Source organism: Ralstonia sp. UNC404CL21Col, from assembly GCF_000620465.1.
Taxonomy (GTDB): Bacteria; Pseudomonadota; Gammaproteobacteria; order Burkholderiales; family Burkholderiaceae; genus Ralstonia; species Ralstonia flatus.
The window spans coordinates 1,655,050-1,668,963 of sequence record NZ_JIBE01000003.1; the positions used below are offsets into that span (position 1 = coordinate 1,655,050).

Here is a 13,914-nt window from a genome sequence, read left to right on the forward strand (position 1 = left end):
CCCCTGTCGTCGGGCCCGCCACCCTCGTGTAGCAGCGAATGGCAGGGCCTCTCTTGTCTCACAGGAGGTTCCATGACCGGAGTCGCAAGCGGGCACCGCCCCGCGTCTTATCCATCTCCACCAACTGCACCACCCACCACGTCATCCGACGCAGGCACGCTTACAAAAAACCGTACCTACCTGAACGGCGCAATCGCAGCGCAGGCGTATCTCAGGCGCACACGCGCCGCCATGCGCACCCACGGCCAATGCCGCCCGGGCATGCTGCGTGAGGAGCTTCAGCACTTCTCCGCACACGCGTTTCCGCCGGCTTTTATCAAAGGCTTTATGGATGCAATTGATGCGTACGTATCGATGTCGCTCGGGGGCCGCGATGTCGATCCGCAGACGTGGGACGTGCTAGCCGCCATAGAGCGGCGTGGCTACAGCCAATAACAACTGATTGACGCATTCCCGTGACGGGCGGGAATGCCATGCCTGAAGTGTCGAACGGGACCTGGGTGCTTAGTTGACTGCAAATCAGACGCTAGGGCCTGTACCTCATCGCTATAATCCCCCGCCGCGGCATCAACGGCAGGCGCGTAGCCACCCGCACAGCAGTCTCTAGACAGCTGCCGCGCCAGCGAGAGTCCACCTTCGTTCGCTTGTGTTTTTCATGGCGGGCCGGGCGGGGAGATCTTCGGGTCTGCCGGTCGTTCTCTAAGGGCCGGTTTGCTACCCCCGCCGTCAGGCCCGCCACCCGTGTACCAACGATGCAGCAGGCCTCAGTACACCCGCACGCTTTCTATGGCGGGCCGGATAGGGAGACCTTCGGGTCTACCGGTTTTCTCGGAGAGCCGGATCGCTAACCCCATCGTCAGGCCCGCCTCCCTCGTTAAGCGGCGAACACTCGGCGCGTCTCCGGACAGTAGGCAAGCCGCCGCGCGCTATCACTCAACCCGCTCCTCAAACTCACTGAGCCGCCTCATGACAGCGGGATTGTCTTTGTACCGCCGCTTCAATGCGGCAAGACGCTTGTCAGTACCAGCGCAGTAGATGTCGAAGCTGTCGAGCAGCCTTTCTCGACGCGCAACTTGCTCCGGACTGTCTTCCTCAATCACTTGCCGACGGATGTAGTCGCAGGTCTTCCGTTCCTCAATGAACGTTGTCACTTCCGATGGCGGGCGCGGCGGCGTAAGCGCGCTTGCGTGCGAACACGCGGTCAGGAGGACGAAGCAGCCAGCAAACTTCGACGTGATGTTCATGTACCTCAAACCTTCCCCACCGGCTTCAACTCCCACATCGGCAGGTAATTCATGATCGGCCGCTCAAACGTGCCGCCCTTGTCGAGAAAGGGCTTGGCCGAATCCAGCATCGGCCGAAACGTATCCAGTTGCTTGGCCGCGTCCAGGTCAGTCCACAGGCTCACGTTCGACAGCGACGATGTCGCCTCGTCCTCGCCCACATAAAACGCGACCAGACCGCGCATGGCTTCGATGCCCGGCCGAAGCACGGCTTCGAGGTCGTTCATCATCTGGCGCATCTCGGCGAACTTGTCTGGCGGACACCGAAGAATCGAGACTCGGACGACTGGCTGCATTGGAAACTCCTCGCATTGAGATGCGTTGAACAATTGACGTCTCTACTCTCAGCGATCCGTTGGTCTACATGTCATCGCCAATTCGTAGATTTCGCTTCGTAGCTTGCTAAAGCGTTCGTTGTCGTTGAAGTCCATCGTTACTTCAACACCGTTACTTCGCTGCAGAACCACATCGTTCAAGCTGCCCATGCCCCCATACGCCGAGAGCAGATGCTCGATACCGTAGCCATCACGGGAACGAATACGCATCGCGTCCTTGGCCAGCCACTCAGCCCACCCCGTCTGTTCGTAGGCGCGCAATAGCGCCGCCGCTTCATCGAGCAATTTGGTGAGCGTTTCTACTCTCCAGGACATTCACAGATCCACTTCATGTTTGTTATGGGACGCCTTGCTCAGAAACCACCACATTGCCGGCGCCGCGATTGCGAATGTGCATGCTGCCGAAACGGCATTCCACCCGGGCGCCAGTGCAAACAGACCAGGCACCTCTTGCATTGAACCGCTGAGGAGAGAAATCGCTAGGACGATGCCGAACGGAACTGGAACAAGCATGATGGTTGCAGGGGCCAGGACGGGGGTGAAAGCCGTCATGAAAAGCGCTGTCCCTGCTAGTACCCGCACGCTGCGAGCAAACCGCGGTACGCATGTGACAGCCGTCGCGCCTACAGAGAGGGCGACGACCGAAACATCGAGAGCTAACTCAACGACGTCCATTTGCGTACACCGCTACTGCGCCAAAAACTGAACCACCGCACCCACCGTAGCCCGCGTCTGCTCCTCCATCAACCAATGCCCCGCATCGGGAATCACCAGTTCCTGCACGTTGGTGGCGGCGTTGCGCATGACGATGGCCTCGTTCTCGCCAAACGACTTGGCGCCCCCAATGGCGAGCACCGGCATGGGCAGCTTGGTGGCAATGGCTTTCTGGTTGTCCTCCGCGTCTTGCGGGATCGACAGGAACTGCGCAAACGCTGAATGCATGGCGCCCGGCTTGGCGTAGAGGCGGGCGTAGTGAGCGCGCGTGGCTTCGTCGATTTTGGAAGGGTCGCCGGCAAACTCATTCCAGAAGCGGTCGAGGTAGATGCGCTCGCGGCCTCTGACGAGCCGCTCGGCATCGGGGCCGCCGAACGAGAAGTGCCAGAGCTTGGGCGAGCGGACGATCTGCTCCCACGGCGGCACGCCCGGCACGGGCGCGTCCATTACGACCAGCCGCGTGGTCTTGTCCGGATAGCGCGCTGCATAGGCAAACGCCACCATGGTGCCGATGTCGTGGCCGACCACATCGGCCTGGTCGATGTTCAGCTTCGTCAGCACAGCGCGGATGTCACCGGCCTGCGTGCGCTTGTCGTAGCCGCGTTCGGGGTGCGACGACAAACCCATGCCGCGCAGATCCGGCACCACCACGGTATGCGTGCGGGCCAGCTCGGCGGCGAGCGGTGCCCACATGTCACCCGTATCGCCAAAGCCGTGCAGCAACACCACCGCCGGGCCGCTGCCGCCCACGCGCACAAACAGCGTCGCGCCGTCGGTCTGGATGTTCTGGTGCCGAAAGCCCGGCGGATACGGCTTCACCTGCGCCTGCACAAGGGGCGTCATGGCGAGCATGAGCGCGACGGCTGCAAACAGTTTTCGCATGGCTGTTCTCTTTGGGGGAGCGGGGGCTGGCCGGGCCTGGGGGGAAGCAGCCTGCAGATCGGGCCGTACACCGTAGGACACGCGCGACGCAGGGCCTCGTCAAGAGTAGTACGCGCCACGCGGGGCGCAAGCGTGAAGGAGAGGGGAGGCGCCCGCCGGCGCCTTGGGGCTACGCCTGCGGCGGGTGCTCGCCCGACGATTCGATGACGTTGGGATGGCCGCTCGCAGCAAAGCGCGGCTCAAGCAGGTTGTGCAGCAGCACGCCCAGCACGGCGCCTGCGCATTCGGCCAGCACAAACCCCGGCACGCTGCCGGGCGCGATGCCGGCAAAGCTGTTGCTGAACATGCGCCCGAACGCGGCTGCCGGGTTGGCGAACGATGTGGACGCCGTGAACCAGTACGCCGCGCCGATGTACGCCGCCACCATCGACGCAGCCCGTCCGTTGGGCGCCCGCAGGATGACGAGCAGCAGGCCGGCGGTGGCCACCGCTTCGGCAATCCACTGACCCGTGCCGCTGCGCACCTTGGTGGAAAACTGCAAGAGGGTCATGTCGAACATGGCGTGCGTCAGCCATGCGCCCAGCACCGCGCCCAGCATTTGCGCAACGATGTACGGCAGCAGCGCGGCGCCGGGCAGCTCGCCACGGGCCGCCATTACTGCGCTCACCACCGGATTGAAGTGCGCGCCGCTGATGGGCCCCAAGATTTCGATCAGGACGTAGAGCCCGCCCACCGTGGCGGCCGTGTTGGCGAGCAACGCGATCGCGGCGTTTCCGCCAGACAGGCGCTCGGCCATGATCCCGGAGCCGATGACGATGGCCAGCAGTAGCGCCGTACCCAGTGCTTCGGCGGTGAGCCGGCTGCGCAGTTCGACCATGGTGTTCAAGCCTGTGCAATGCGTTCCAGCGCGGCCTGCAGCTCGGCGTTGCTGAGGGTGTCGAGCGGCAGGGCCAGCAACTGCAGCATGCGGTAGCCGATGGCCTGGCGTGTCAGTTCAAAGGCGTGCCGCTTGCCCTCGTCACCGCCTGGCGCGTTGGACGGGTCGGCGTAGCCCCAATGCACTTTGACCGGACTGCCGGGCCAGTAGGGGCAGGTTTCCGCTGCGGCGCTGTCGCATACGGTGATGACGATGCGCATCTGCGGGGCGCCGTCGCCCACGAACTCGTCCCAGCTCTTACTGCGGTAGCCGGTGGTATCGATGCCTGCGTTGGTGAGGGCTTCCAGGGCGAACGGGTTGAGGCGGCCACTGGGTGCGCTGCCGGCGCTGTAGGCGCGCACGTCTTTACCGAGTTGTTTGGCCCAATGGTTGAGCATCCCTTCGCTCAGCACGCTGCGTGCGGAGTTGTGGGTGCAGAGGATCAGGACGTTGGTGGGGCGGGTGGGGCGCGGGGTGGTCAGCATTGGCAGTCGGTGCGGGCGCTCAGGCAGGCGTTGCCCTGGCAGCAGTTGTCGGTCAGGAAGCCCAGCAGGGCATCCATGTGGTCATACGCCGCGCGGTAGATTAGGTTGCGGCCGTCGCGCTCTTGCGTTATCAGCCGCGCTGCCGTCAGTTCCTTGAGGTGGAACGACAACGTCGCGCCCGGCACCTCAAGCTGTTCGGCAATCGCACCCGGCGTGAGGCCGGTTGGGCCGGCCACGACCAGCATGCGAAACACCTGCAGGCGAATGCCGTGAGCCAGCGCGGCGAGGGATCGGATGGCGTCAGTCTCTTCCATAGTTCCAACATATTGAAACTATTGAATGACAGCCGCGTGTCAATCCGCAGGCTGTGTTGCCGCTTTGCCCACAACCCCGCCACGGCCTCGATGCCCCACAGAGGGTTTATAGGTTTACTTCTTTATGTATACAGATAGTAGTAGTAGATAACGGTGGATAAGTCCTGTGGATAAGCAACAAAACCGCTTTGACATCAACCACTTGCAGAACGGACAACCCATCGGACAGCGTGTGCCGTTGCGTGGATGACTGCGGGGGATCGCATCTGGCCCGGTCGCCCCGCCGGGAAGTTATTCCCGTGCTGTCTGCACGCTGACCCCGGAGAACCAACACGCTTGTCCATGGAGTTATTCACAGGGGGAGGGGAGGTTATCCACAGTGGCATCTCTCCCACCCGGCTAGTGCGGGTAGTACTCCAGCTCTGCAATGCGCGCGCGGATTGCCTCCACGTTCAGCCCTTCGATATCGGGGCTCGCCACCGAGCCGGCGTCCGCCCGCCACGGCGAGTTGTCCGCCGCCTTCTGGGCGTTTCGATAGGCCAGCCACGCACGTTGTGCGTTGCGGATGGCCTCGCGCGATACGGGGTCGGTTTTGCTCATCACGGCCTGGTACAGCGTGTTCATTTGCCGGTCGTAGGCCTGATACGCGGTGTGTGTGCATTCGGTCATGCCGGCCGTGGTCTCGCCGCGCGGGGTTTTCAGGCATTGCTCCAGCGCGTCGTCGATGGGGTCTGCAGCCCATGCGGCCAGCGGCAGGAGCAGCGCGGCCGCGACGGATAGCGTACGGACGACGCCGCGCATACGCCGGGTGGCGAGATCGGATGCTAGGTGGGTCGGGGCGTTGAGCGTAGGAAGGGCCATTGCGTACCTCATCGTTTTTACGGCGGGGGTGGTTGCCATGGTAGGAAAAGACTTCCCGTGCCGCATGGGGCGTGGATGCAACGCGGCCATGTGCGGATAAAGCTCACCACGCCGCGGCGTTCCCGAGCACAATCCCGCACACGCTGATATCCGCCATCGACATGAAACACGCTCGCCTACCTCATCTGCTGTGCATTGCCGGCCTGCTGCTCGGCACACACACCGTCCACGCTGCTGAAGATGCCTGCGCCGCGCAGGTGGAAGGCGCGATCAAGCGGGCGTACCCCGCTGCGAAACGCACGGGCAGCGGCTACAAGGTCGACGGTGCCCGCATCCAGTTGTCGGAGGCGTTCAACCCGCATGCGGTCGTGTGCCGTACGTGGCCCGCGCATCCGGAACTGACGCTCATGGCGGTGCCGTTGATGCAACAGGAGGATGCTGACGCAGGTAACGAAGGTGACCTTGAACTGTTCGTGCTCGACACGGCCAACGGCAGCATCCGGCAACGTCTGCGCCTGCCCGCGCGCATGTCGGACGATGCGGTGCGCATTCGGTCTGTCACCTTCGACACCGCGCGCTATGTGGTCGCGCCCGGGCAGATAGCGTTTGGCGTACGCATCGCCAAGGAGGGCAGCTCGCGGCCCAATCCGTTCAGCGAGACCGGTCTGTGGCTCTACACCGTGCAGGGCAATCAGCTGAAACCGGTGTTGAACGGCGTTGTCGTGGAAGCCAGCGGCGGTGAATGGGATACCAATTGCGCCGGGGCGCTCGAGCAGACCAAGCGCACGCTGACCATGACATCGGACACGCACGACGGCTACGCCGACATCGCGGTGACGGAAACCAAGTCCGCATCCACCAACAGGGTCGACAAGGCCGGCGAATGCCAAACGCGCGACGCCAAGCCGCAGCGCACCACCTACCGCCTTGCCTACGACGGCAAGCAATACGTCGTGCCGAAGGCGCTGGCCCCGCTGGAGTGAGCGGCAGGCGCGGCCGGGCGCGCGACGCCCTCATCCTCGCCTCTACGCCATCTCGCCTAACCGACGGCTGATAACGCAAACACGGCGGCCGTCCTATACCTGTGGTGTTCGGCCATGCGTGGGCGTGGCGGCCGTAGTGGCCGTGCTGGTGTTGTCGCGGCGCTTGCCCTGGCCATCACCCAGGAGGCAGATCATGCGCATGCTCGTCAACGTGCGGATTCCGCACGAACCCTTCAACACCTATGTGCGCGACGGCTCCATCGCCGAGCGGATCCCGCGCGTGCTGGCCGAAAGCAAGCCGGAGGCGGTCTACTTCACCGAGCAGAGCGGCCATCGCGGCGCGGTGCTCATCGTGAATGTGGAATCGGCCTCGCACATTCCAGCGTTGGCCGAGCCGTGGTTCCTGCAGTTCAACGCAGACTGCGAGTTCCGCATCGTCATGAGCGCGGAAGATCTGCAGAAGGCGGGGTTGGCGGAGATTGGTGCCAAGTGGAACTGAGGTTTCGTCTGGCCGGCTTCTTCCGTCGTTTTGTGCCCTGTGGTCGTGGTTACGATTGGTTGCACTGAAACGCACATTCTCATCTGCGTCTGCCTAGAATCCGTAGAACCAAAAACCAGGAGGAAGACGTAAATGACCCGAGCACAATGGATGATGGCGGCTGCGATGGCTGCGCTGTGCGCCATCTCGCTGACTGCGCAAGCCAAGAGCAATGCGGGCGGCGGTTCTGCTGCGCATATGAGCAGCCAGGGCATGGCCAACACCAACGGGCACGACAGTCTCGACCGCGATAAGGGCAAGGCCCGCGCGGCAGACCGTGCGCATCAGCATGGCAAATCCACGCAGCACAAGCACGCGGGCAAGGGCAAGTAAGCGCTGCTCAGCAGCAAAGAAAAAGCCGGTCACGGAGACCGGCTTTTTTGTTGCGCGAGCGCTGAGGTCAACGGCTCAGCAATTGCCCTTCTTCGCCTGCCCCGGCGGGCAGAAGCCGTTGCCCGGGCCGCCTTGCGGATGCGCGACGGGGCCATCGACCGGCACGTAGACGCAACCGCCCAGCAGCGATGCACCCAAAGACAGGATGAGGATGATGTTCTTCATTGTGTTGTGAGGGGCGGGCTTCGCCCCATCTCCTTGGTTAAACATGGACCGCCGCGCCATCAAGGCAGGCATCTGGCAACCAATCGTAACGCGGGCCGCGGCTCGCGCGGCAGTCTCGCGCTGGGTACAACGTTTGCGGGTGTGCCCAATGTCTGACAGGCGCAAAGGGTCGCGCCTGTTCGTGCGGTGTTACCGATGCAGCAACGGATACAGCACCAGACCAAGCAACGCGGCCCCCGCCACGATCACCGGTTCGGGCAGCTTCTTGAACTTCACGAGCAGCAGCACCGTCGCCACGGCCAGCAGCGCCGTCGGGACATCGACGATGGAGCGCTTGGCCAGCACGATGACCGCGCCGGTGATGGCGCCCACGGCGGCCGCCGTCACGCCGTCCACAAACGCGAGGATGGAGGGCAGCTTGCCGTATTTCTTGAAGTACGGCGCCGGCAGGATGGTGAAGAGGTAGCACGGCAGGAACGTGCCGAGCGCGGCCACGCACGCACCGGGCAGGCCAGCCACCAGGTAGCCGATAAAACCGACGGTGATGACCACCGGGCCGGGCGTGATCATTGCCACGGCCACCGCGTCGACGAACTGTTTTTCATTGAGCCAGTGGTGCTCCGTGACCACGCCGCCGTAGAGGAACGGCACGATGGCCAGGCCCGAGCCGAAGACGAATGCGCCGGCCTTGGCGAAAAACGCACCAAGCTGCGAAAGCAGCGGCCAGTCGAGCGTGCCCAGCATGCCGCTGGCGGCCGCGACCGGGGCAGCCGCGATGGCGTTCGTGCGGCCCTGGCGCAGCCACCGGGGCGGTGCGCGCCAGAACCACACCAGCACGCCCGCCGCCAGGAACAGCCACGCGACCTCCGATTCGGTGATGACCGTCACGGCGGCCAGCAGCAGGTAGATGGCCCACAACAGCTTGTCTTTGCCGACGCTCTTGGTGGTGAGCTTGTGCGCGCTGATGGCGATGATGCCGATGACCGCCGCGCCCACGCCGTAGAACACCGACTGCATCCACGTCAGGCCGCCAAAGCGCGTATAGGCCCACCCCAGCGCCACCACCATCAGGAACGACGGCAGCACGAATGCAATGCCGACGAGCGTGGCCCCGACGATGCGGTAGTGCACGTAGCCGAGGTAGATGGCCAGTTGCGCGGCCAGCGGCCCCGGTGCGAGCTGGGCCAGCGCGAGGCCTTCCTTGTAGTCGGCTTCGGTAATCCACTGGCGGGCATCGACCAGGTCGCGGCGCATGTAGCCGGCCAGCGCCACGGGGCCACCAAATCCGAGTGCGCCGAGCCGGAGGAAATACAGGAGCAGTTGCCGGAGCGTGTAGGTGGGGCGTTCAAGGGCAATGTTCATGGGGTTACCTGCGGTGGGGTGACAGCCGTCACGGCTTGCGGCTGCCGGAAAAATGCACATACAACGAATCGAGGACGCTGCCGATCTCTGCGAGCAGGGCATCGTCGTCCGCCACGCGCTTGCGGGCGCCTGCCAGGATGGCTTCGAACCCGCCGGCCTCCGGCGTGGCCGCGCCGCCCACATCGAGCGCATGCACCATGGCGCCCAGGCGCGCGAGGCCGGCATCGTCGTCGAGCCCAAAGCTGGCGACGAGCACCTCGAACGAAACCCGTTCGCCAACATGCGTGAAGGCGGCACCGTCAAAGTCGAAGCCAAGCGCATCGGCGGGGCAATCGGCCGGGCTGTCGAGCCACAGGAAGCGGGCGTGCGGATCGATGAAGCGGTGGATGAGCCAGGCGCTGGCAACACGGTCCACCCACAGGTGCCGGCGGGTGGCCCACAGGCGGCCCTGGTATTGGGTGCGGTCACGGCGGGGGATGCTGCCCGCGGCGGCGCGCGGTTCGCCCGGCGAGTGTGTGGCTTCGACCGCCGCGGCAAAGTCGCGCCATTGCGCATCGGCACGCACGGTCGCTTCATTGGAGAAGAAGTCGATCTTGCGGATGGCCTCGTAGGCGCGGGCATGGCGGCGCAGCAGCCGGTTGCGCTCGGCGGCGGGCAGGTCGGGCAGCGTCTTGCGCGCTTCGGACAGCTCGGCCAGCCACTCGGCGTAGTCGGGTGACCGATCGAACAGGGCGCGGTAGGCCGCGTCTTCCGCCGCGTCGCCGGCCTGCACGCGCAGCACCCAGGCCTGGCCGTCTTCCTGCAATGTCTCGTCAGCCAGGTCGTTGAGCTGGGCGGCATGCTCGGCGCGCGCAGGCAGCAGGTAGACGCCATCGCGCAGCGCCGCACAGCCGATCGCCTTGATGGCGCGCCAGATGCGCATGCGCGCGGTGGCGCGGGCGGTGGGCAGGCTGACGATCAGCAGCAGCCAGGAATCGGGGGAGGCGGTCATGACGGCAGCATAGGCGCACGTCATAACCGCTGCAATCTTGTAGAGGTTCCTACATCAGCGCGGCGGGAGGTTCATGGCTTTCGTCAGGAACGCTCTGACGTCCGCCTCGGCGCGCTCAGCTTGCTGCAGGTTGGCGCCCGTAGAAACGCCCCGCACGGTGCAGCGCTTGTAGTCGGCCTCCATGGCCTGCAGGTTGGGGTATTTCTCGCCGCTCTGCAGCCGGTAGTACGCATCGTGCTGCACGTCGATCATGGTCTGCGGGCAATCGCGCGCCGTGGTGGCACCCGGAAAGTACTTGAAGTACGCACGCGTGCTGTCGAAGTCGTGATACGCGCCGGGGTAGACATGCACGTCGACGGTCTGGCCGTCACGCTGCATGACCTCCGCCGCGTTGCGGCAGAGCTGCGCGGGCGTGTAGTCGTCCTTCTCGCCCAGCGCGAGCATCAGCGGGGCGCCGGACAGCGGCGGCGGCGGGATCTCCCACCAGAGCGCCGAGCACCCGGGGTAGAAGCCGATGAGTGCAGCAAACCGCGTGTCGTCATCGATGACGCCTTTGCGGAACGCGTCGAGCGTCATGTCCAGTGCCACACCGCCGCCCCGCGAAAAACCGATCTGCCCGATGCGCTTCGGGTCGATGCGCGGGTCGGTGCTCAGCAGCTTGAGCGCGAACAGCGCATCGGCGTCGTTGGCGGCGGGGTTGAGCTGCGATTGGTTGTCCATCGTGTTGGCAATGCCGCGCGGGCCATACGAATCCACCACGAACGCGGCCATGCCCATCTGGTTGAAGAGCCGCACCCACCGGTCGACGTCTTTCTGCTGCGGCCCCGCGGAGCCATGCGAAATCACCATCGCCGGCACCCGGCCCTGCAGGTTCTCGGGCAGATACAGCGTGCCCCAGATGGGCGTGGGCGTCTTGTCGAACTTGCGATGCACCAGCTCCCATTTGCTCTTGGGCGTGGCGCTGTTGAAGTGAATGCGGCCGCTCGGTTGTGCCGAGAGATCGCTGAAGATTTGCTGCGCCGATGCAGGCAGTGCCAGCGCCACGGCGGCAACGGCGGTAGCAACAAGGAACAGGTGACGCAACAAGCCGACGGTCGAACGCCTTCTCATGAGGATTCCTGGCGGTGAAGTTGAAGCGCTGATTGTGCCGCGGGGAGACGGCAGGCGCAGCCATCTTTGTCGATCTAGAAATTCCACACCACACCGGCGCGCACGGTGCGTGGCTCGGCGGGATGAATGTGGCGGTCATTGATGCCCGTTGCCACGCCATTGGCATCCAGCGGTGACGCCTCGCCCTTGAGCAGGGATGCGTAGTAGTAGTCGATGTCGTTCACTTGCTTGTTGAGCACATTGAGCACCTCGACGAACACGCGCACGTTCTTCTGCAGCCGGTAGCCCAGCTTGAGGTTGACCAGGAACGACGATGCCGATCGCACGCTGTTGTCTTCAACGAGTGGGCGCGGGCCGAAGTAGCGCAGCCGTGCGCCAAGCATCCAGCGGTCGTGCACCCACGACACGCCGGCCGATGCGGTGGTCTGGATGGCCTCGGGGATGGTGTCGCCTGCCGGGTTGCTGTCGCGAAAGCGCGCGCGCGAGAAGGCCGCATCCGCATCCAGAATCAGTTCGGGCAGCGGCGTGTAGTAGGCCGCGAGTTCCACGCCCGTGCGGCGGCTCGGGCGGCTGGGCTCGGTGGTGCCGGTGTCGCCCGAGAAGACAAGTTCAGAGCCGATGTCCAATCGCCACAACGATGCGGAAAGCTGCAGGTTGGGGGCAAGCGCCCGCGTGCGCACGCCGACCTCGTAGCCGGTGGCGGGGACGAGCACCGACACCTTCTGCACCGGGTCTGCGCTCACCGGATCAACGGTGGTGGTCGCGCCGCGCACGTCATTGCTGTGATAGCCCCGGCCCCAGTTCATGAACACATCGGTACGCGCCGTGGGCGACAGCACGACGCTGAGCTTGGGGCTCACGATGTGGTCCGATCCATTGCCCGAGTTGAGCGGGTTGCTGCTGGCAACGCTGTACCAAAACTGATCGGCCCGCACACCGGCGATGGTGCGCAGCCACGGCAGCCACTGCGTGCTGTTGCGCACGTAGAGCGCGGTGCTGGTTTCGTTCACGGTGTCGCTGCGTACCAGCGCGTACGGTTGCCGCGCCTGCGTGTTGGTCAGGCGGATCGGGTCCAGCCGGTCAAAGCGCGTCTGCGATCCGACTTCCGTTTCGCTCTCACGCCCGGCAACGCTGCCCAGCCACGTGCGCGATGCATTCACGCCGGTGGTGACGCGGTTCTCGAACTGCTCGAACTGGTCGCCTTGCTCGGGGTTGTTGAGCGCGTACGTAAAGTTGGAGAACAGCTGCAGCCGGCTCTTGATGACGTAGGCGTTGGCCTTGAACACGCCATCGGCAAGCGGCCGCAGCCAGTCGGCCGAGAGGCTGTAGCGGGACGCCGTGCCGCCATCGCTCGGGTCGATTGCGCCAAAGCGCGGGATCAGCCCTTCGTTGATGGCGCGCAACGGCACCTGGTCGGTGGATTGCCACGCGTTCTTGTAGGCCATGCCCGTCACGCTGACGCGCTCGCCGCCGCCCAACGGCACGGTGTAGCGCAGCACGCCATTGAGCTTGTGCACGCCTTCAGGCACGGTCCACGGGCCGTTCTGGCCCAGCCATTCGAAGCCATAGAGCAGCGTGCCGGGGCCGACCGTGCTGGAGTTGGCCAGCAGGGCGCGCCGGTAGTTGTGCTCTCCCAGCTCCAGCTGCGCGATGCCCTGCGGCAGATGGCTCACGTAGTCCATGCGGACCGCACCGGCGGCGGAGAAGTCGCCTTCTTCCGCAAAGCTGGTGCCTTTCTTGTAGGCAATGCCGTCTACCAGTTCGGGGATGACGAAGTTCAGATCGGTGTAGCCCTGGCCGTGCGCGTGCGTACGCATATTGACCGGCATGCCGGCCACCGTGGTGGCGAGATCCGTTCCGTGGTCGAGGTTGAAGCCGCGCAGGAAGTATTGGTTGGCCTTGCCGTCGCCGCGGTGCTGCGTGACGATCAGGCCGGGCACGCTCTCCAGCAATTCGCCCGGCCGCAGCAGGGGGCGATTCTCCAACTGGGCGCGCGGCACATAGCCTTGGTTGGCGGCCTCGCCCGTGGCGGACGCGGCGCCTGCAGAACCACTGGCCGTGACGGCCTCAAGCTGAAATTCAGGCTGCTGAAGACCGCCTGCATGAGCGATGCCTGAATGGCCCCACGTCCAGCACAGGCCCCACAGTGCCCCCATCGACCACGCGTAACGCGCCTGCATACCACGGCCCCCTTTTGCCCCGGATGTTGTTTGCGAAGTGTTATGCAAGCCTCATACCACATGTCGGTGGGCGCGGGGCTTAGGAGGATGGGCAGGCAGAAACCAGGCGCCCGTGAAGTGCAAAGCTTTACCGGCGGGATTGGCGTTTGGGTGCGGCATCAATAAAGGCGGTTTCTCAATTCGCTTTGCCGGTGTGGAGAAAGACCACTCGTCGTAAACCCTGATGGGTGGCGGGTTTTCGCCGGCTTCTTTAAGGAACGAAAACAAAAACCCGCGCCTTAGCGATGCTGAAAACAAACACATCCTCAAATCCCGTTGATTTTTACATTCGTTGTACATCGCTATGGATGCGCATTCCTAGAATCACGCCGTCCGCAACACTTCAAAAACAATGCAGTGGGG

The 13,914-nt window shown here is 64.3% G+C and carries 17 protein-coding genes; 4 read left to right on the top strand and 13 right to left on the bottom strand.

Annotation, left to right across the window (positions count from 1 at the left end):
• Nucleotides 1-72: 72 nt before the first annotated feature.
• Nucleotides 73-435, top strand: a complete 363-nt coding sequence (locus tag N511_RS25470; RefSeq protein ID WP_027678780.1) for a hypothetical protein — start codon at nucleotides 73-75, stop codon at nucleotides 433-435.
• A gap of 494 nt (nucleotides 436-929) precedes the next feature.
• On the opposite strand, the gene N511_RS23820 is transcribed toward N511_RS25470, so the two are convergent.
• The 8 genes from N511_RS23820 to N511_RS0107830 form a co-directional block, all read right to left on the bottom strand.
• Nucleotides 930-1,244 carry a hypothetical protein gene (locus N511_RS23820; protein WP_027678781.1) on the bottom strand — a complete coding sequence of 105 codons (315 nt, stop codon included), beginning with the start codon at nucleotides 1,242-1,244 and terminating at the stop codon, nucleotides 930-932.
• 5 nt (nucleotides 1,245-1,249) lie between these two features.
• On the bottom strand, nucleotides 1,250-1,579 hold the full coding sequence (locus N511_RS0107795) for a hypothetical protein (protein WP_027678782.1): 330 nt from the start codon (nucleotides 1,577-1,579) through the stop codon (nucleotides 1,250-1,252).
• 48 nt (nucleotides 1,580-1,627) lie between these two features.
• Nucleotides 1,628-1,933, bottom strand: a complete 306-nt coding sequence (locus tag N511_RS0107800) for a DUF6966 domain-containing protein (RefSeq protein WP_027678783.1) — start codon at nucleotides 1,931-1,933, stop codon at nucleotides 1,628-1,630.
• Between the two features lie 372 nt (nucleotides 1,934-2,305).
• A complete protein-coding gene (locus tag N511_RS0107810) occupies nucleotides 2,306-3,214 on the bottom strand; it encodes an alpha/beta fold hydrolase (RefSeq protein WP_027678785.1) in 909 nt (302 codons plus the stop codon).
• A gap of 169 nt (nucleotides 3,215-3,383) precedes the next feature.
• Nucleotides 3,384-4,091 (bottom strand): aquaporin, encoded by a 708-nt coding sequence (locus N511_RS0107815; RefSeq protein ID WP_027678786.1) that lies wholly within the window; start codon nucleotides 4,089-4,091, stop codon nucleotides 3,384-3,386.
• 5 nt (nucleotides 4,092-4,096) lie between these two features.
• Nucleotides 4,097-4,615 carry an arsenate reductase ArsC gene (locus tag N511_RS0107820; protein ID WP_027678787.1) on the bottom strand — a complete coding sequence of 173 codons (519 nt, stop codon included), beginning with the start codon at nucleotides 4,613-4,615 and terminating at the stop codon, nucleotides 4,097-4,099.
• A complete protein-coding gene (locus N511_RS0107825; protein ID WP_027678788.1) occupies nucleotides 4,609-4,929 on the bottom strand; it encodes an ArsR/SmtB family transcription factor in 321 nt (106 codons plus the stop codon). The genes N511_RS0107820 and N511_RS0107825 overlap by 7 nt, the downstream gene beginning before the upstream one ends.
• Nucleotides 4,930-5,328: 399 nt before the next feature.
• Nucleotides 5,329-5,790, bottom strand: a complete 462-nt coding sequence (locus N511_RS0107830) for a lysozyme inhibitor LprI family protein (protein WP_027678789.1) — start codon at nucleotides 5,788-5,790, stop codon at nucleotides 5,329-5,331.
• Nucleotides 5,791-5,951: 161 nt separating this feature from the next.
• Here N511_RS0107830 and N511_RS0107835 point away from each other — a divergent pair, with 161 nt between their 5' ends.
• The 3 genes from N511_RS0107835 to N511_RS0107845 all read left to right on the top strand — a co-directional run bounded on the left by N511_RS0107835 (nucleotide 5,952) and on the right by N511_RS0107845 (nucleotide 7,644).
• A complete protein-coding gene (locus N511_RS0107835; RefSeq protein ID WP_037026365.1) occupies nucleotides 5,952-6,773 on the top strand; it encodes a hypothetical protein in 822 nt (273 codons plus the stop codon).
• Between the two features lie 193 nt (nucleotides 6,774-6,966).
• Nucleotides 6,967-7,272, top strand: coding sequence for a hypothetical protein (locus N511_RS0107840; protein WP_027678791.1), 306 nt, complete (start codon nucleotides 6,967-6,969; stop codon nucleotides 7,270-7,272).
• A 132-nt stretch (nucleotides 7,273-7,404) separates the two neighbouring features.
• The gene (locus N511_RS0107845) at nucleotides 7,405-7,644 is read left to right on the top strand and encodes a hypothetical protein (RefSeq protein ID WP_027678792.1); all 240 of its coding nucleotides are present in this window, start codon (nucleotides 7,405-7,407) and stop codon (nucleotides 7,642-7,644) included.
• A gap of 75 nt (nucleotides 7,645-7,719) precedes the next feature.
• Here N511_RS0107845 and N511_RS25370 read toward each other — a convergent pair whose 3' ends face one another.
• The 5 genes from N511_RS25370 to N511_RS0107870 form a co-directional block, all read right to left on the bottom strand.
• Nucleotides 7,720-7,869 (bottom strand): hypothetical protein, encoded by a 150-nt coding sequence (locus N511_RS25370; protein ID WP_037026366.1) that lies wholly within the window; start codon nucleotides 7,867-7,869, stop codon nucleotides 7,720-7,722.
• Nucleotides 7,870-8,058: 189 nt separating this feature from the next.
• Nucleotides 8,059-9,231, bottom strand: coding sequence for a chromate transporter (locus tag N511_RS0107855; protein WP_027678793.1), 1,173 nt, complete (start codon nucleotides 9,229-9,231; stop codon nucleotides 8,059-8,061).
• 28 nt (nucleotides 9,232-9,259) lie between these two features.
• Nucleotides 9,260-10,222, bottom strand: a complete 963-nt coding sequence (locus N511_RS0107860) for a chromate resistance protein ChrB domain-containing protein (protein ID WP_027678794.1) — start codon at nucleotides 10,220-10,222, stop codon at nucleotides 9,260-9,262.
• Between the two features lie 54 nt (nucleotides 10,223-10,276).
• Nucleotides 10,277-11,332: a dienelactone hydrolase family protein gene (locus N511_RS0107865; protein ID WP_027678795.1), complete on the bottom strand. Its 1,056-nt coding sequence runs from the start codon at nucleotides 11,330-11,332 to the stop codon at nucleotides 10,277-10,279.
• 74 nt (nucleotides 11,333-11,406) lie between these two features.
• Nucleotides 11,407-13,488, bottom strand: a complete 2,082-nt coding sequence (locus N511_RS0107870; protein WP_231479595.1) for a TonB-dependent receptor — start codon at nucleotides 13,486-13,488, stop codon at nucleotides 11,407-11,409.
• Nucleotides 13,489-13,914: the final 426 nt, after the last annotated feature.